11 protein-coding genes are annotated in these 17,823 nt (G+C 47.1%); 4 read left to right on the top strand and 7 right to left on the bottom strand.

The features are described 5' to 3' along the window. Nucleotides 1-17 precede the first annotated feature (17 nt). Nucleotides 18-1,808, bottom strand: coding sequence for a S8 family serine peptidase (locus V1U08_RS02365; protein WP_243978284.1), 1,791 nt, complete (start codon nucleotides 1,806-1,808; stop codon nucleotides 18-20). Between the two features lie 352 nt (nucleotides 1,809-2,160). Here V1U08_RS02365 and V1U08_RS02360 point away from each other — a divergent pair, with 352 nt between their 5' ends. Beyond that, the gene (locus tag V1U08_RS02360) at nucleotides 2,161-2,733 is read left to right on the top strand and encodes a protocatechuate 3,4-dioxygenase (RefSeq protein ID WP_330469812.1); all 573 of its coding nucleotides are present in this window, start codon (nucleotides 2,161-2,163) and stop codon (nucleotides 2,731-2,733) included. Here the strand turns inward: V1U08_RS02360 and V1U08_RS02355 are convergent. Further along, on the bottom strand, nucleotides 2,726-5,443 hold the full coding sequence (locus tag V1U08_RS02355; protein WP_243978280.1) for a cation-transporting P-type ATPase: 2,718 nt from the start codon (nucleotides 5,441-5,443) through the stop codon (nucleotides 2,726-2,728). The two genes, V1U08_RS02360 and V1U08_RS02355, sit on opposite strands and share 8 nt — an antisense overlap. Nucleotides 5,444-5,703: 260 nt before the next feature. On the opposite strand from V1U08_RS02355, the gene fdhF reads away from it, so the two are divergent. Genes fdhF through V1U08_RS02340 form a run of 3 tightly spaced genes read left to right on the top strand, consistent with a single transcriptional unit; the run spans nucleotide 5,704 to nucleotide 9,759 of the window. Beyond that, nucleotides 5,704-7,896: a formate dehydrogenase subunit alpha gene (gene fdhF / locus V1U08_RS02350; RefSeq protein WP_330469811.1), complete on the top strand. Its 2,193-nt coding sequence runs from the start codon at nucleotides 5,704-5,706 to the stop codon at nucleotides 7,894-7,896. Beyond that, nucleotides 7,893-8,945: a 4Fe-4S dicluster domain-containing protein gene (locus V1U08_RS02345; protein ID WP_243978275.1), complete on the top strand. Its 1,053-nt coding sequence runs from the start codon at nucleotides 7,893-7,895 to the stop codon at nucleotides 8,943-8,945. The genes fdhF and V1U08_RS02345 overlap by 4 nt, the downstream gene beginning before the upstream one ends. Further along, on the top strand, nucleotides 8,935-9,759 hold the full coding sequence (locus tag V1U08_RS02340) for an iron-sulfur cluster-binding protein (RefSeq protein ID WP_330469810.1): 825 nt from the start codon (nucleotides 8,935-8,937) through the stop codon (nucleotides 9,757-9,759). Before V1U08_RS02345 ends, V1U08_RS02340 begins: the two co-directional genes overlap by 11 nt. 11 nt (nucleotides 9,760-9,770) lie before the next feature. Here V1U08_RS02340 and ppsA read toward each other — a convergent pair whose 3' ends face one another. The 5 genes from ppsA to acsA form a co-directional block, all read right to left on the bottom strand. Continuing rightward, the gene (gene ppsA / locus V1U08_RS02335) at nucleotides 9,771-12,191 is read right to left on the bottom strand and encodes a phosphoenolpyruvate synthase (protein ID WP_330469809.1); all 2,421 of its coding nucleotides are present in this window, start codon (nucleotides 12,189-12,191) and stop codon (nucleotides 9,771-9,773) included. A 62-nt stretch (nucleotides 12,192-12,253) separates the two neighbouring features. Beyond that, nucleotides 12,254-12,499: an acyl carrier protein gene (locus tag V1U08_RS02330; protein ID WP_014234339.1), complete on the bottom strand. Its 246-nt coding sequence runs from the start codon at nucleotides 12,497-12,499 to the stop codon at nucleotides 12,254-12,256. Continuing rightward, on the bottom strand, nucleotides 12,496-13,803 hold the full coding sequence (locus V1U08_RS02325; protein WP_330469808.1) for a dihydrolipoamide acetyltransferase family protein: 1,308 nt from the start codon (nucleotides 13,801-13,803) through the stop codon (nucleotides 12,496-12,498). The genes V1U08_RS02330 and V1U08_RS02325 overlap by 4 nt, the downstream gene beginning before the upstream one ends. A gap of 13 nt (nucleotides 13,804-13,816) precedes the next feature. Beyond that, complete coding sequence (pdhA, locus tag V1U08_RS02320; RefSeq protein WP_330469807.1) at nucleotides 13,817-15,823, bottom strand: pyruvate dehydrogenase (acetyl-transferring) E1 component subunit alpha; 2,007 nt, start codon at nucleotides 15,821-15,823, stop codon at nucleotides 13,817-13,819. Then, on the bottom strand, nucleotides 15,820-17,556 hold the full coding sequence (acsA, locus tag V1U08_RS02315; RefSeq protein WP_330469806.1) for an acetate--CoA ligase: 1,737 nt from the start codon (nucleotides 17,554-17,556) through the stop codon (nucleotides 15,820-15,822). The genes pdhA and acsA overlap by 4 nt, the downstream gene beginning before the upstream one ends. Nucleotides 17,557-17,823: the final 267 nt, after the last annotated feature.

Below are 17,823 nucleotides of genomic sequence, written 5' to 3'. Positions count from 1 at the left end.
TCATTAAAACTGTGTGGCTAAAACTCAACTGTCACTGTATCAGAACAGTCACTATTTCCAATGCTGCCAGCGTTACATACGTGATACGTGAATGTGCCCCCACCTTTACCAAGATTGGCGTCAGTATATTCTCCGTTATCAACCACATTTTCGATGAGTGGGCTACCATCCCGGTATATATCTATTCCTTTGCCGTCATCTGTTGCAGTCCATACAAGATCAGCGTACATGGTTCCTCTGACTTTGCGAGGGATAACGGTGAGGTCAATACCATAGTCTGATCCACCACCTGCGTTAGGATCGTCAACCGGAATGTTTTGTGAATAAGTACCTGTTACTCCACCGTCATCAGTTACCGTTAACGTAACAGTGTAGGTACCATAGTCTTGATAGGAGTAACTTGGATTCTGAATAGTCGACGAATTACCATCACCAAAGTTCCAGAACCAACTTCCAATATAACCATCGCTATCATCAGAGACGTCAGTAAAGTTAACGGTTAGCCCGTTAACATCATTACTATCAATCGAATAGGTAAACTCTGCCGTAGGTCCTTGATTAGATCCTTGATCAACTTGAACTAGATTAGGGAACAAGTTACTAACATCCAGTAGCGGCTCTGGATATCCGTCACCCGAATCATCGGTCCAAATATCATTACCTGCAGCTATAACTGCATCATATAAATCATACACATCTGCTGCATTCGAAGGTGGATTAGAGCTCGCCAATAATGCCAAGGCACCGGCCACATGCGGAGAAGCCATGGATGTACCACTAATTGTGCCGTACTCTCCCTGCTCCAGTGGATAGGTAGATCGAATACAGACGCCCGGAGCTGCAATATCAACAGCACTACCCCAGTTACTGAAATCAGCCAGAGTGTCATCTTGATCTGGGCGACAGGTCTGAGAGCCAAAACCTCCAGGCGCACCATCAAAGTCTGCCAGGGCACTTACCGTTAATACGTTATCGAATGCTGCGGGGCTATAATTATTTGCATCATCGCCATCATTACCTGCCGCAACAACAAAAGCGACACCAGCTTCAACGGCTCCTTGAATGGCATCGTATTCAGCCTGGTTGAAACCAGGGCCGCCCAGACTCATATTGGCCACTTCAATATTTCCGTTAGCTGCTATCCAATCGATCCCAGCAACGATCCATGAGGCATAACCGCTGCCTCTGGAATTTAGCACCTTCACTGACCACAGACGGGCTCCGGGGGCAACCCCAACCACACCAATATCGTTATCCAGAGCCGCTATGGTTCCGGCTACATGAGTACCATGATAGTGGTCATCATCACCACCACTACCACAGGTTGTGTTAAATGGCCCTCCAGTTGCACAATTAACGCCTCCAACGACATTCAGATCCGGGTGCTCAAAATCGATGCCGGTATCAAGTACAGCAACATCCACATCTACTCGATAATCATCGTTACTATCAATATCAATGCTAGTATTCGTATCAGCGAAAATTCTTTGGATACCTGTTGGAGGGATCTGAGCTGAAATATAGCGTAGATCATCTGTGGCGACATATTTGACCTTAGGGTTTCTTTCTATAGCCGCAACCGCTTGGGGCGGTACTGTGATAGAAAAGCCTTTCAGGGCGTGCTGGTAGATAAAGCCAATATTGCCGCCAACCTGACGTGATATTTCGTTGGCTGTCGCCGCTGGGTTATCGATATGGTCATGAAAAACGACAATATATCCTCCGGAAGGAGGCGCCGCTATCGTGATTGGTGTAACGCCAATCAACGCTGCCAGCGAGAGTAGCAGAGTAACTAAAATTGGTTTCATCGTAAGTGCTCCAAACTAGGTTAATCTTTTCCAGTGGTAATTAGCTGTCCGGATGATCTTCAATTTAAGCGTAGTAGCTGATAGCGTTATAAATAAACTCAGAAACCATCAAATTTGAGATATATAACTTCAAATAGTTAGCTTTCTGGTTAGAGTAATTGTGATTAAAGGTGAGATATTCTACGCGTTTCTGTCCGATAACAGCCTAGACGCTAAAAGTGAAGTTTGTAATTTCCATCGACTTTGTTGCTTGACTGATTACCGAGGAACATACCGCTAGGACGTTTACACTTAAGTGGAAAATTGCTCTGTGTACACCACAATTAAAGTAGTCAAAAATTAGGGTGGCATCATGGAACGAAGGCATTTTCTAGCTTTATGGACACTACTGTTTGCTCCATCGCTCAAAGCGACGAGTCCAATGAAACCTACACCAGCGCAAACAGAGGGGCCGTTTTATCCGGTTAAGCGAATACCGCTTCGTGAAAACTTGATTTTGCAGCCTGATGGATTAGTGGGTGAGCCCATTGTATTACAGGGTAAGGTCGTGGATACGTCTGGTAATCCAGTCTTTGGTATTAAGGTTGAGATTTGGCAGTGTGACGGTCAGGGCATTTATGACCATCCCAATCAATCGAGCAACGAAAGGTTTGATCCTCACTTTGCTGGCTTTGGTGCCGCTATTACGGACAAAAACGGGCGTTACCTCTTCCAAACCTTATATCCCGTTGCATACGGTTCGCGTCCTCCTCATATACATGTAAAACTGTGGCGAGGAGATAAAGAACTCTTAACCACGCAACTCTATCTGAAAGGCAATACTGGTAACGAGTGGTGGGGCGGTAAAGCGCGCGACTATTTGCAGTTTGAGCCAATAAAAATCGACAATCGCTTAACGGGAGAGTTTACCTTTGTGATTACATAGATAGCAGACTGCTTTTTATTTTACTTAGGCAATACTTTTCTAATTCGACTAGAAATAGCACTGAAGAGGCAACGATCACTATTCGCAGCCATACATCAAACTCCAGTGCTGTCGTTCCAAACAATACCTGCATGAAAGGTAGATAGGTGAAGCAAGCTTGAAAGACGATCAGCACCGCGATCGCTATTAATACGTAGACATTGCCTATTAACCCTTGTCGACAAAAAGCGGTGTCGAGAATAAATCGAGTATTGAACAAATAAAATATTTCAAACATAACCAATGTGTTTACTGCAACGGTACGCGCTCTACTAATGTTTTCTTGCTGTTCCATTTCCCAAACAAACATGCTGAGAGTGCCAAGCATTAATATCAGGGAAACAAATACCACTCGCCAGATCAGGTGTGAAGTTAATAGCGGTGATTTTGCTGAGCGAGGTTTACGTTGCATTAGATTTGGTTCTTTGGGTTCAAAAGCCAAGGCTAAGGCAAGTGTAACGGCCGTGATCATGTTGACCCAAAGAATTTGAATGGGTGTGAGGGGCAAGTCTTTGAACCCCCAAACTACCGCTGCGAGTATAATCAACGCTTCTCCGCCGTTGGTTGGCAGAATAAACAGAATCGCTTTTTTCAGGTTATCGTAGACAGCGCGTCCTTCTTCTACCGCGGCTGTAATCGACGCGAAATTGTCATCGGTGAGCACCATTTCGGCGGCTTCTTTGGCGGAGTCTGTGCCAGTAATACCCATGGCTGTCCCTATGTCAGATCGTTTGAGTGCAGGGGCATCATTCACGCCATCTCCAGTCATCGCAACTATCTGTTGATGTTTTTGTAGCGTGTCGACCAATCGCATTTTATGTTCTGGGCTAACGCGAGCATAAACATCAATGTCTTTGGCAACGGCAAAAAGCTCATCGTCTGTCAGGGCATCGATTTGCTGGCCAGTCAGCGTGTTATGTGAATTGATAAGTCCAATCTGGCTTGCGATTGCTTGTGCCGTAAGCGCATGATCGCCAGTCATCATCTTTACGCGTATTCCAGCATTCTTACACACATTAATTGCGTTGATGGCTTCTTGTCTGGGCGGATCTATAAGGCCAAAAAGCCCAAGCATGATGAGCCCATCTTTGACGTCATCAAAGGTGAGTTCAAGCTGAGTATAATGAGTTGGCCGATATGCAATCGCCAAAACCCGCATCCCTTGTTTGGCCATCATTTCAATCTGCGCGTGCCAGTAATTACGGTCAATTTCAGTGGTCGAACTGTTCGTAGCTGTATCGATATGTTGTTGATTACAGATTTCAATAACTCGTTCTGGTGCACCTTTTATGAAAATAAACGCTTGTCCTTCATGATTATGATGAAGTGTTGCCATAAAGCGGTGTTCCGACTCGAAAGGGATAAGATCAGTTCTTGGAAAGTTTTTCGTCTCTGTCTCAATATCTATGCCCGCTTTCATTCCGGCGATAAGCAGTGCTCCCTCCATCGGGTCACCTTGTATCTGCCACTTTCCATCATGCAGTTGAATGTTGGCATCATTACACAACACCGCAGCTCTGATCGCTTGAATAAGAAAAGGATGCTGCTCAGGGTAAATCGATGTGTTATCAATAGTCACTTCACCATGAGGGTCGAACCCTGTGCCGCCGATTCCGAACTCGCTATTTGTAGTAATGACTTGTTGTACGGTCATTTCATTACGCGTAAGGGTTCCAGTCTTATCGGTGCAGATAACTGAAACCGCCCCTAGCGTTTCTACGGCAGGTAAACGGCGAATAATGGCATTACGTTTGGCCATTCTTTCTACGCCAATAGCAAGCGTGATGGTCATAATTGCGGGTAACCCTTCCGGAATCGCCGCAACCGCTAGGCTGACAGCCGCAAGAAACATATCGGTGATCGGGTAACCTTGAATCAGTAAGCCATAAATGAAGGTAGCAAGGGCCACAATTAAAATCCCAGCGGTTAAAAGTCGACTGAACTGAGCAATTTGCTTAAGGAGTGGGGTGGTGGTGGGTTTTACTCGAGAAACCAGAGAACTGATTTTTCCCAGTTCGGTGTCTATGCCAGTTGCCACAACGACACCTGAGCCTTGTCCGTGAGTAATCATCGTTCCTGAATAAGCCATGCAATAACGGTCTGCTAATTCACTTTCGGGACTGACTGGGTGAGTGGTTTTCTCTATGGTCATTGACTCACCAGTGAGTATCGCTTCAGCCACTTGTAAGCCTTTAGTGCGAACCAAACGAAGATCGGCGGGAACTCGGTCACCTGATTGGAGGATCACAACGTCACCAACAACGAGATCTTCGGCATTGATAGTCGCTTGATGGCCGTTTCGCAGCACTAAAGCGGTTGGAGCAAGCATGGATTGAATAGCATTGAGCGCATTTTCCGCTTTGCCTTCCTGCAGGAACCCAATAATGGCATTAATGATCACTACGCCTGCTATTACTGCTGCATCCACCCAGTGACCAAGCGCAGCGGTGACGACCATAACCACTAACAACACATGAATCAGGACATTGTTAAACTGGCCGAGTAAGCGTTGGAAAATTGAGCGACCATGAGAAGTCGGAAGCTTGTTGGCTCCAAACTTAGCTAGGCGTTGAGATGCCTCTTGAGGCGCTAGGCCGCCTGTTTGGCTTGAGAGCGTAGCAAAGGTATCTTCGATGGATTTATTGTGCCAAAGGTCGCTAATTTTATCCATGAACCTGCCTCTTACTAGTGGCACTTAAGAATATGCTCTTCGTTTTATAATTATAGAATATCGGCTAGATGATGAGATGAGAAAACAGGGGGAGTATCATGACTTAGCTCAGTGATTTTGATTCACTTTATATCAATCAACTTGTGCAAAAAGAGAACTCTATTGAAGTAACGCCTCGCGCGCTACTTTTGGTGTCAGAACGCAACGGGTAACTGTGGACTGCTATAATTTATCTAGGTTCACGTAGCAAGGTTAAGGCTATGAGCTCTCAGCCGAAAAACTCGTCAAAAGCTTCTAAGGCTCCGGTATCTGGTGTGGGCCATTCCATGCCATCAATTCCACTTCTCAATCATATTTCTGTTTGCCCCAAACCGACGCAAACCGTGTGCCCATTTTGCGGTGTAGGGTGTGGGATGCTGCTTTCGTGTAATGAACATGGAAAAGTTTCTGGTATTAGCCCGTTAGAAAGCCATCCTATTAGCGGGGGGAAGCTGTGTGAAAAAGGATGGAGTAGTCTTTATGCCATTTCACCTGAAAACAGAATAACTCAGCCATTAAAGCGCATTAAGGATAAATTTACCCCCATCAGTTGGGACGAGGCGCTAGAGGAAATCAGTTCATCTCTGCTTAGTATTATTGATGAGTTTGGTTCTGACGCGACTGGCGTGATCAGTAGCGCTCGAGCGACCAATGAAGATAACTACGCGGCTCAGAAATTTGCTCGTGCGGTACTAGGTACCAATAACATCGATCATTGCGCCCGTATTTGTCATAGCCCGACTGTCGCAGGCTTACAGCAAGTTCTTGGCTCTGGCGCTATGACCAACAGCATCAAAGATATATTCGAGGCGGAAGTGATCTTGGTGATCGGTGCAGACCCTACGGAAAACCACAGCGTTCTCGGAGGGCAGGTGATGCGTGCCAAACTGGCCGGAGCCAAGTTAATCGTTATTGATCCCCGAGTAACGCGTTTGGCTAAGTTAGCGGATTTGCACTTGCAGCTTACACCGGGCAGTAATATTGCGCTCATTAATGCCATGATTCACGTTATTTTGAGTAATCATTGGCATGATGAGGAATTCATCGCTGGCCGTTGTGAGGGATTTGAATCTTTAGAGAAACACGTTGAAGGAATAACGCCTGAATCCGTGGAGAGTGTTACTGGCGTCGAGGCTAATCTGATTCGGCAGGCCGCCCAATATTATAGTCAATCCGAGCGGGCGATGATTCTGTATGGGATGGGTATCACTCAGTTTGTTAGTGGTACTTCCAGTGTGATTGCGTTGGCGGATTTGGCTCTGATTTGCGGACATATTGGCAAACCGGGCACGGGCATTAATCCGTTACGCGGACAAAATAATGTGCAGGGCGCTTGTGATATGGGCTGTTTACCTAACGTTTATCCGGGATATCAGTCCGTGGAAGACAGTATTGTTCAGCTGCGCTTTTCTGATTACTGGGATTGCGATGTGGCATCGACACCGGGTTTAACATCATTAGGCATGACCAAAGCGGCGTTAGCTGGGCATTTTCGGGCTCAGATTCTTTTTGGTGAAGACCCCGTGGTAACCGATCCGGACCAAAACCACGTTCGACAAGCTTACAAATCTTTGGACTTGCTGGTGGTTGCAGAATTGACCATGACTGAAACAGCAAAACTGGCTGACTATATTCTTCCTGCTGCTTCGTTTGCTGAGAAGTCGGGCACCTTTACCAATTGTGAACGTCGCGTACAGCACATTAACCCCGCGATGACACCTATTGGCGAAGCCATGGCGGATTGGCAGTGGTTGCAAGCTCTGGCAAAGAAAATGGGGAGTGACGCTTTAAATTGGAGTAACAGTGAAGAACTGTTCGATGAGATGGCAGCGATTACCCCTGCTTACCAAGGGATGATCTACGCGAAGCTGGATAAGAACTACGGTCTACAGTGGCCTTGCAACGAAGATGCATCTGAAGGTACCGCGGTGCTTCATGAAAAAGAGTTTCCTATCGGACGGGCTCGTTTGACACCCGTTAAATACATACCGATTGATGAATCCACCGACTCTGACTTTCCACTGCTATTAACCACCAATCGGCTGCATTTTCACTATGGCTGTGGTTCCATGACGCGCAAATCACCGTTGTTGGAACGAGAAATCCCTCCTGGAATTTTGTTCATTAACCCTAAAGATGCTGATCTCCTCGGGATTTCTTTGTATAGCCCGGTCAGTGTTCGATCAAGACGAGGCTATATCGAAACACGAGCGGTGATCACCGATGATGTTGCACCTGGAGTGGTGAGCATGCCTTACCATTTTAAAGAGGCGCCATCGAATCAGCTAACCAATACTGCGCAAGATCCTGTCACTAAAATGCCAGAATTAAAAGCCTGTGCTGTTGAGGTGGAGCTATTGCCTGTTGGGCATAAGCCGCTCGCTCCTTGGGAAAAACCGGGAGAAGGAAAATGACAAAGACTTACCTGTTAGATTCTTTAGATGAACTCCGAATGCATTTACTACAGAGTCGGGCACTGTATCAGGTCGTTGCGAATAGTGAGAATGGGACAGAAGATTATTTTTGGCAACAAGTGCTTGCACAAGACCTACCACCTTTGATCAATCAATTACCGACCCATTCGGCTAAGGGGTTCTTCTTCACTGAAAACGAGCCACTGTACGTATTTGACGGGAAGTTGTTTAAAGAGACACTGCCAAACGTGGAACCGTTTGTTTTGTTTGGTGTGCAAAGTTGTGATTTGGTCGCGATTCGTTATCAAGACGAGTTCTTTGAGCAAGACCCATACTATCAAGCTCGCCGCAAACAAGCGTTGTTGGTCGGTGTGGATTGTACTCACCCATGTAAGCACGGCTTCTGTCCTACCGTTAATGCGGGTCCGAGTGTGCGAGACGAAACCGCGGATTTAGTTATTCATCCTTTAGACGAGGAATCATGGCTATTGGTGGTATTGTCAAAGTTGGGCGAAGAGGCAATACAAGGACTCGATCTTAAAGTGGCGTCGACTCATCATCGGAGCAAGCGCTGGGAAAATATCGCCTATTGTGAGCAGGCTTTCCCCGACGATCGTTATCTTATCGAAGGTATCGAAAAAATAAGTGAAGGCTTAGTGACAGAAGAGTTTTGGCAACACGTGGGCATCCAATGTTTAGGGTGTTCTGGGTGTACGACCCTTTGTCCAACGTGCTCGTGCTTCGGTACTCGTTCAATTACAGAAAAAAATGGTTCTGAAGACCTTCATGCTTCTCAAGGTAACAATGTTTCTCAAGTCAGGTTTTGGGACTCCTGTTTATATGAGGGATTCCAGCGTGAAGCCAGCTTTCACAATCCCTCTAAGGAAGCTGGGAAAAGGGTAGAGCGGTTCTGGTATCACAAATTCAGCATTGATTTTGTACCTGAGTTTGGACGTTATGGCTGTGTGGGCTGCGGACGATGTGAGCAGACATGCCCTGGAGTTATTGGCGTACATTCACTAATGAAAAGGATAGCCGATGATGTTTAACCTCACGCCGGATAGTATCGAAATTATTGATTTTTATGATGATGGCGAAGACACGCGCCATTACCATTTTCGGCTACTCGATTTGGACACAAAATGGATGAAAACCCAAAGTGGTCAGTTTTTCATGCTTTGCGTAGCGGGGAGTGGTGAAGCACCGTTTACCTTTACTCAGCTACCTGACGATAAGGGAAATTTTAGAGCACTGGTACGCAAAATGGGCACTGTCACAACGGCTCTGTTCAGCAAAGAACGTGGGGAAATATTGGGCGCTAGGGGGCCTTTTGGTCATGGGTGGCAAGTAAGTGAACTGGTGGATAAGAAGGTTTTAGTCATAGGTGGTGGGTGTGGCCTAGCGCCTTTGGTTAGCGTTGTTGAACAACTTATCGATCAGCAAAGTTATACTCAGTTGGAAGTGGTTTATGCTGCGCGTAACAAGCAAACTTTGTTACTGAAACCAGAGCGAGAGCGTTGGAAGCACTGCATTCCTATGTTCAACGTTGTTGAAGATCTCACTGGGCTGGATGAGCAAGATTATTATCCCGGTACGGCAATCGGCGTTTTACCGAAAGTTCTGCATTCATTTGGTGAGCAGCCTGATTGTGTACTGGTTGCCGGGCCTGAAGCGATGATGAGTGTGGTGAGCGAATATTTAGTTTCTTACGGTATCGATGCGAAAGACATTTATCTGTCCGTCGAGCGAAGAATGCACTGTGCGGTGGGGTTGTGCGGACATTGTTACCTGAAAAATCATTATGTTTGCACCCATGGCCCAACATTACGTTGGGCCGAGGTGGGTGAATTATTAACTGTATAGTGCTGTTTAAGTTAGCGGTACGGTTTGTTGGCTTGAGAAATTTCCTGTTCCGCTTTGGCTACCACTGTACAGCCTTTGGCGAACGAGTCTGGATTGAGTGAAATTGAATCAATGCCACAAGAGACAAGAAACTCAGCAAATTCCGGGTGATCAGAAGGTGCTTGCCCACAGATACCGACTTTGCATCCTTTGCTGTGTGCGACATGGATGACTTGCTCAATCAGGCTTTTAACCGCGTCATCTCGGGCATCAAACATCGGTTTCAGCTCTGCTGAGTCGCGGTCAATCCCCAACACTAGTTGAGTTAAGTCGTTACTACCGATAGAGAAGCCATCAAATCGCTCTGCAAATCGGTCGGCAAGAATGACATTGGATGGTATCTCGCACATTACATAGACTTGCAGCCCGTTTTCTCCTCGTTTAAGTCCTGCTTGCGCCATTACTTCCAGCACTTTGTCGGCTTCACTGACGGTACGGCAGAACGGGATCATCACGATGATGTTATCGAATCCTATCTCTTCTCTGGCTTTTAAAATCGCCTTACATTCAAGTTGAAATGCTTCTTTGTAACGAGGATGGTAATAGCGAGAAGCTCCGCGTAAACCCAGCATCGGGTTCTCTTCATGAAGTTCAAAGAAATCCCCACCGAGCAGGCCACGATATTCATTTGATTTGAAATCAGACATGCGCACAATGACTGGCCTAGGGTATTGGCTTGCGGCTATTTTACTGACGCCAAGGGCGAGGTTATCGACAAAATAGTCCGCCAGCGTATCAAATCCTTCACACCGTTTTCGAATTTGGTTTTCGACCTCAGGATCGGTGATTTGCTCTGGGTGTAACAGCGCCATCGGGTGCAGCCCTATATGGCTGGATATAATAAATTCGATACGGGTTAAACCAATTCCAGCAGTAGGTAGTTGCCACCAGTGGAAAATACCATCCGGCATGGCGGCGTTGATCATGATTTTCGTTTTAGTCGAAGGCAATGCTTTGAGATCAATCTCTTGCGTGGTGTAACTGACTTCGCCTTCATAAACCTGACCAACTGCACCTTGAGCACAACTCAATGTCACCAGTTGTCCTGATTGGAGTTTCTGTGTCGCGTGTTCGGTGCCGACAATCGCAGGAACTTTAAGCTCGCGGCTGACAATCGCCGCGTGGCTGGTTGGCCCACCTGAGTCGGTGATGATACCAGCCGCTTTACGCATTAACGGCACCCAGTCCGGATCGGTGCGCTCAGTCACCAGAATGGCTCCCTCTGGAAATGAGTCGATATCATCAGGAGACAGCACTGTGTAGGTTTGGCCGATTGCGATGGCACCGCCGACACTGGCGCCTTCAAGCAATACTGGTGCGGAGGTTTTTTCCAGCTTATAGTTGACCAACAGAGCGGCATCTCTATGGGATTCCACAGTTTCTGGCCTTGCCTGAACCATATACAATTGCTGGGTTTGGGTGTCTTTTGCCCACTCCATGTCCATAGGGCAGCCATAATGGCGTTCGATGATCACCGCCCACTTGCTCAGTTGCAATATTTCGTCATCACTTAGTACCAACTGACTGCGTTCTTCGCTACTGGTTGGCAGGGTAATGGTTGGCTGAGTGACGTTTCCTGACTCATTGAACTGCATTTTTTCCAGTTTGTTACCGAGCTGTTTTTCAATGATAGGGCGTTTGTCTGATTGCTCAAGCAGAGGTTTATAAACCATAAAGCGATCCGGCGTGACCGAGCCTTTAACAATGGTTTCACCTAAACCCCAACTACCATTAATCATGACCACATCCGGGAAGCCGTTTTCAGTATCCAAACTGAACATAACCCCTGCGCACTGTGATTCGATCATCTGTTGCACACCAACGGATAAAGCAACTTGTTGGTGCTCGAATCCTTGCTCTTGACGATAAACAATGGCGCGGTCGGTATAAAGGGAAGCGAAACATTGTTTGCAAGCTTCAAGGACTTGTTGATCACCACGAATATTCAGATAACTTTCTTGCTGACCAGCAAAACTGGCTTCAGGGAGATCTTCTGCGGTGGCGGAGCTACGAACGGCAACGGAAGCTGAAGGCACGCCAATTTGTTCGCATAAAGCGTGGTATGCATCTAAGATCGCGTTCTCTTGCTCTGGGGTAAAGCTTGCCTGACTGATTAGGGTGCGTATGTTCCTACCGGCTTCCGCAAGGCTGATCTCTTCACGATTCATCCGGTTGAGAAATTCGCCTATTGGATCGTTCAGTTCATTTTGCGCGAGAAAGTCGCGGAAGAACTGCGCGCTGGTGGCAAAGCCGTCTGGTACCCGAATACCGCTCTCACTGAGTTGGCTGAGCATTTCACCTAAACTGGCATTTTTGCCTCCGACGAGGCTGACATCTGTTTTATGAAGCTGCTGATAGCGATATATCAACGGTTGCGCGTTTTGTGTAGACATAGTCAGCGTCCTTTGTTCTGTTTAAAGGGCTGTCTGCCGTCATTGGCGCGATAGTGCTGCGCCTACTGACACCTTTCTTGCAGATAGCTTTTTAATTGGTTGTAACTGCGTACTTGGGTGTAGTCTCCTTCCGGGATACTAACGCCGGTACTCTTTTTCAGAGACGCGAGGAGATTAAGAAAATCCATCGAATCCAGATCGCACTCTTCGCGCAAATCTTCATCAAGGTCGATTTCGTCCATTTCAATTTCCGGTGCGATGTGTTTTATCGCGTCGGCAATCGTGGTTGGTATATTGATATTGCTCATAAAGCCTCCGGATGTTGAAGTTGCTTCGCCAATGCTTGCAGAAAACGAGCTCCTGTGACGCCGTCACTTACACGATGGTCAGCGGCTAGTGTGACGGTCATGATTTCTCCGACTTCTATTTGATTCTCTCTTATTACTGGAGCCTGACGCTGGCGGCCAAGACCAATGATCGCCACCTGAGGTGGGTAAATCACACCAGTAATACTGTCGGCTCCACGTTCTCCGATACTGGTTACCGTTATGGTGGTCTGGCTAATCTCGGAGCTGCGAAGTCGTCCGCGTCGGCTACGCTCCGCTAAATCGCGTAGTGCATCCATGGTTTGATCCACGGACAACTGGTCCGCATTGAGAATTCCCGGAATAACCAAACCGCCTTCTCGCAGACTGATGGTATTACCGATATTCACCTCCGTAGAAGGGGTGAAGTGACCATCTTGATAAAATCCATTGAGATCAGGGAATTTTACAAGCTGACGGGCGATGGCGTTGAGAATGACAGCTGGTAGTAAAAGCCGTTGCTCTGGTTCACGTTGTTGATTCTGTTCCGCCAGCCAGGTTTGTACTTTAGTCAGGTCAATGTCCAACGCGAGATAATAGTGGGGAATCTCTTTTTTCGAGCGACTCATGGCATCACTAATTGCTTGCCGCATTGGTGATACGTTTTGTCGTACTGATTTTGTTTTGTCAGCAGGTGGCGGTGTTTGTGAATCGGCGTCTTTAGGTAAGTCTCGTAGGAGAACGGCACCATATGGACCACTGCCAGTTAACGTCGAAAGTTCAATGCCTGATAGATGCGCCGTTTTTCTTGCGACTGGCGATGCGTATTGCCGTTGTTGGCTTTCAGAAGGCGAGGTCTCTGAAATGTGTTTTGATAGTTCGGTGTCAGTTACGGTGTCACTTGTTGGTTTTGGCTCATTAACTGAAGTTCGGGTTGTTTTAGGCGCAATGTAAGGTGGCAATTCTTCTGCTTCGGCTACAGGCTGTGATGTATCTGCTGTTGTTGATACTGGTTGTGTGTGCTCAATATCATTGGAAACAGGGGTGTCGCTTGCCATTCGAGCTATAACACTACCAACCGGCAGTTTGATGTCCGGCTCTATCAGAAGCTCAGTGATGGTGCCCGTATAGTAAGACTCCATGTCTATCGCGCCTTTACTGGTCTCAATTATCGCAATGATGTCACCTTTTTCTACATGATCGCCCGGCTTTATTTGCCATTCCATCAGCGTACCATCGCGCATGTCGGCACCAAGTGCAGGCATGGTGATATCAATTAAGGAGCCATCGCGCGTATTGTTTTCCATGAGCTAATACTCCTCATTTATTCTGCCAATCGGGCGACATAAAGGTTGCCTTTGCTGCGCTCACGATTTTTTCCACTTGCGGAATGGCGGCCTGTTCTAAATGGTGAGGGTAAGGTATTGGCACTTCTTGTGTACAAACCCGGCCGACTGGGGCATCGAGTTGCCAAAAGGCGTTTTCCATAATGATTGCGCTGACTTCACCAGCCAGACTTCCGGTATACCAACCTTCATCAATGATGACAGCTCGATGAGTCTTCGAAACACTGGCAATGATGGTGTCGGTATCCAAAGGGCGGAGAGAACGCAAATCAATCACTTCGGCGTCGATGCCTTCGGTTTCTAGCTGATAGGCGGCTTGTAAGGTTTTACCAAGGTTGCCGCCATAGGTAATGAGTGTAACGTCTTTACCATCCCGACGAACCAACGCTTTATCCATTGGCGCATCAGGTGCTTCCGTAATTTGACCTTCTTCATTGAGCAGCATCACATGTTCAAAAATGATTACCGGATCAGGATCGGCCATTGCCTGGTTGAGCATGTAACAAGCATCATTGTGGGTGGCTGGGCTTAACACTTTTAGGCCGGGAACGTGCGCATAGAAATTCTCCCAGCTGTGTGAGTGTTGTGCAGCAAGCTGTTTACCTGCACCACAGGCCATACGAATGACGATAGGAACATTAAACTGACCTCCGGACATATGTTGCAAAGTCGCGGCGGTATTAATGATCTGATCCATGGCGAGCAAGCTAAAGTTAACGGTCATGACTTCTATGATAGGGCGCATGCCACCCAGTGCGGCACCGACACCGACACCGACAAACCCCGACTCACAAAGCGGGGTGTCAATGATTCGGTCAGGACCAAATTGTTCAAGTAATCCTTTGCTGACGGCGTAGCAACCACCATAACGACCGACGTCCTCACCCATTAGGAACGAGCGTGGTTCACTCATTAGAACGTCATTGATCCCAGCACGAAGTGCTTCTCGGTAGGTCATTTTGTCAGGCGCTTGGCTACAAGGTAGAGGTTCTGGTGGTGGCTCGCCTCCCGGACTGTGCACAAAACGGGTAAGTTGTTCGGTGGGTTCTAACTCACCATTTTCTGAGAAAGCGATGGCTTCACTGATTTCTTCGGCAATTTTCGCTTCGATATCAGACAGCTCTTGATCCTGAAAGTGGCTGTTTTTTTGCAGCCAATGGATGAGTTGCTTCACTGGGCCTTTTTCTTCCCACAGGGCGACTTCACTTTTATCCCGATACAATTGCGTATCGAAACTAGAGTGGCCGCGGAATCGGTAGGTCTGACACTCGATAAAATACGGTTTATTCTGCTCGCGGACGTAATCAACCGCTTCACAGGCTGCGGCTTCTACATCAACCACATTCATGCCATCAACTTGAGTAGATTCAATGCCATAACTTCTGGCTTTTTGTGAAATATTGGTGTTTGACTCTGAGAGCGCTAAAGCCGTGCCCATAGCATAACGATTGTTCTCACAAATAAACAAAACCGGAAGATCCCATAGAGCTGCGAGGTTAAGACTTTCATGGAATTCGCCTTCAGCAACAGCCCCTTCACCAAAAAAACACACCGCAATCGCATTTCTCTGCATTTTCTTATTCGCAAGCGCGAGGCCGGTCGCAAGAGGCAGACCACCACCCACGATGGCGTTGCCTCCGTAAAAGTTGTGATTTTTATCAAACAGATGCATCGAACCACCACGGCCACGGCTACAACCATTCGTTCGACCATACATTTCTGCTAAAACACTACCCATGCTCATGCCTCTGGCTAAGGCGTGCCCGTGTTCGCGATAGGTTGCGACGATCTGGTCATCTTTATTAAGTGCAGACATGACACCGGCAGCGATGGCCTCTTCGCCAATATAAAGGTGCAAAAATCCACGAATTTTCTCTAGTGCATAAAGCTCCGCGCATTTTTCTTCAAATCGACGAATTCGTAGCATCTGCTCTAGCTGTTTGAGCAAATGCTCTCGATTGATATGGAGTCTTTTGTTCATTGTTCATCACTCTCCAAAGTCGAAATATCACCTTCAGGCAAGCCCAGCTCTCGTGCTTTAAGTAAGCGGCGCATGATCTTGCCACTGCGTGTTTTTGGCAGGTTGTTACGAAAGACGATTTCTTTCGGTGCGACTGCGGCGCCAAGGCGTTTGCGAGCTAAACCAAGCAGCGATTGCTGAAGTTCTTCATCTGCGGTCACATTTGGTTTAAGTGCGACAAAGGCTTTGACGATTTGACCTGCAACAGGATCGGGTACGCCAATCACACCAGCCTCGGCGACTGCTGGGTGCTCCATGAGGGCACTTTCTACCTCGAAAGGACCAATCAAGTGGCCAGAAGATTTAATAAGGTCATCTTTACGCCCGACGAACCAGAAATAGCCGTCAACATCTTTCATCGCGAGATCGCCGCTGAGGTACCAATCGCCTTTAAAGCAGGACTGATATTTTTCTTCTTGATTTAAATAGCCGCGAAACATAGAAGGCCAGCCGGATTTGAGCGCGAGCTCTCCGACTTGCATTGGCTCGGTTTCTTCACGTAGGGAACCGTCATCGTTTTGATTCACAATGCCAGCTTCAATATCGGGAAGTGGTTTGCCCATTGAACCCGGTTTGACCGGCCTCGAAGGAACATTGGCAATCATGATCCCGCCAGTTTCCGTCTGCCACCAGTTGTCATGAAATGGCATACCAAAGACTTTTTCACCCCATTCAACAGCTTCAGGATTCAGTGGTTCGCCAACGCTGGCCATAAAACGTAAACGAGACAAATCGAATTGCCTAGGCAGCGCTTCACCTATTTTCATCAACATACGAATCGCAGTTGGCGCGGTATACCAAACGGTGACATGTTGATCCTGTAAGATCTGATACCAACGTTCAGCATCAAACTCGGCTTCGTCAATAATCATGGTTACGCCCAAACAGAGTGGGGCGATAATGCCGTAAGTGGTGCCCGTTACCCAACCTGGATCGGCAGTACACCAATAGATGTCATCAGGTTTTAGATCTAACGCGTAAAAGGCCGAATTAATATGATGCTGTACGGCCTGATGAACATGAATGACACCCTTAGGTTTTCCAGTTGTGCCGCTGGTAAAGTGAAGTAGCGCCATATCTTCAGGCTGTGTAGATTCGCAAGGGTGTTCAGGGTTCGTATCAGCCATCATCTCGTGATAGTTGTAGCATCCGGGTTCGCCATCAGCGCCACCATCAATCAGCAATACCGCTTTAATATGATCCAATTCCTGCCACCAGCCTTTGAGTTTTTTCCGGTATAAGCTGCGAGTAGTAATGACGACATTCGCCGAACCAATCTCCATTCTGGAGCGGATAGGCTCGGGGCCAAATGCTGAAAAGAGTGGAGTAAACACACAACCGGCTTTGAGGGTTCCTAACGCCGCAATGTAGAGTTCCGGTCTGCGACCCGCAAGGCTGAACACTCTGCTACCACGAGGTAAATCGAGTGTAGATAATAGATCTGCAAAGCGGTTAGTTTGCTCACTCAGGTCGCGGTAACTGAAATCAATGACCTCGTTGTCTTTACTGAACCAACGAATAGCCAGTTTATTATGTTCCGGTTGGGTAAGGTGTCTATCTAATGCCTCGAAACCTATGTTTAAGCCGCCTTCGCTCAAACCTTTCAGCAAAGGAGGAGAGTGCACTGCGTTACGTGGATCTACTTGCAGGTTGGCATTGTCCGCTAGCGTTTGGTGAAAAATTGTTTTAACCATAATTTGGCATCCCGCACAAAAGTGAACGATTTCCTGATTAGGGAAATAAACCTGCTAAAAGTATGGTTTATCGCAGTAAGTTTGCCACCGAGTAATTAAGTTTTTACTAATGTTTTGAGCTAGCCCAATTCTCTGCGTAATAGGTGTATAAAACTGGGCCAGTTGGCATGCCAATTCCAAATTTAATCTATACTGTGAGGATTCATAAATAACAAAAACATCAATAACGATTCGTGAATTCATGACGCTATCCATCATTCTAATGAT

The organism is Vibrio sp. YYF0003 (genome assembly GCF_036350715.1).
In the GTDB taxonomy this organism is placed as follows: domain Bacteria; phylum Pseudomonadota; class Gammaproteobacteria; order Enterobacterales; family Vibrionaceae; genus Vibrio; species Vibrio natriegens.
Note: the sequence above shows the minus strand (reverse complement) of the source record. Positions and strands in the feature narration are given on the sequence as shown.

What these genes read in the sequence shown, in the direction of transcription:
- acsA (WP_330469806.1), bottom strand. Translation starts at nt 17,556, where the DNA reads ATGGTTAAAACAATTTTTCACCAAACGCTAGCGGACAATGCCAACCTG.
- V1U08_RS02355 (WP_243978280.1), bottom strand. Translation starts at nt 5,443, where the DNA reads ATGGATAAAATTAGCGACCTTTGGCACAATAAATCCATCGAAGATACC.
- V1U08_RS02360 (WP_330469812.1), top strand. Translation starts at nt 2,161, where the DNA reads ATGGAACGAAGGCATTTTCTAGCTTTATGGACACTACTGTTTGCTCCA.
- pdhA (WP_330469807.1), bottom strand. Translation starts at nt 15,823, where the DNA reads ATGAACAAAAGACTCCATATCAATCGAGAGCATTTGCTCAAACAGCTA.
- ppsA (WP_330469809.1), bottom strand. Translation starts at nt 12,191, where the DNA reads ATGTCTACACAAAACGCGCAACCGTTGATATATCGCTATCAGCAGCTT.
- fdhF (WP_330469811.1), top strand. Translation starts at nt 5,704, where the DNA reads ATGAGCTCTCAGCCGAAAAACTCGTCAAAAGCTTCTAAGGCTCCGGTA.
- V1U08_RS02365 (WP_243978284.1), bottom strand. Translation starts at nt 1,808, where the DNA reads ATGAAACCAATTTTAGTTACTCTGCTACTCTCGCTGGCAGCGTTGATT.
- V1U08_RS02330 (WP_014234339.1), bottom strand. Translation starts at nt 12,499, where the DNA reads ATGAGCAATATCAATATACCAACCACGATTGCCGACGCGATAAAACAC.
- V1U08_RS02340 (WP_330469810.1), top strand. Translation starts at nt 8,935, where the DNA reads ATGATGTTTAACCTCACGCCGGATAGTATCGAAATTATTGATTTTTAT.
- V1U08_RS02325 (WP_330469808.1), bottom strand. Translation starts at nt 13,803, where the DNA reads ATGGAAAACAATACGCGCGATGGCTCCTTAATTGATATCACCATGCCT.
- V1U08_RS02345 (WP_243978275.1), top strand. Translation starts at nt 7,893, where the DNA reads ATGACAAAGACTTACCTGTTAGATTCTTTAGATGAACTCCGAATGCAT.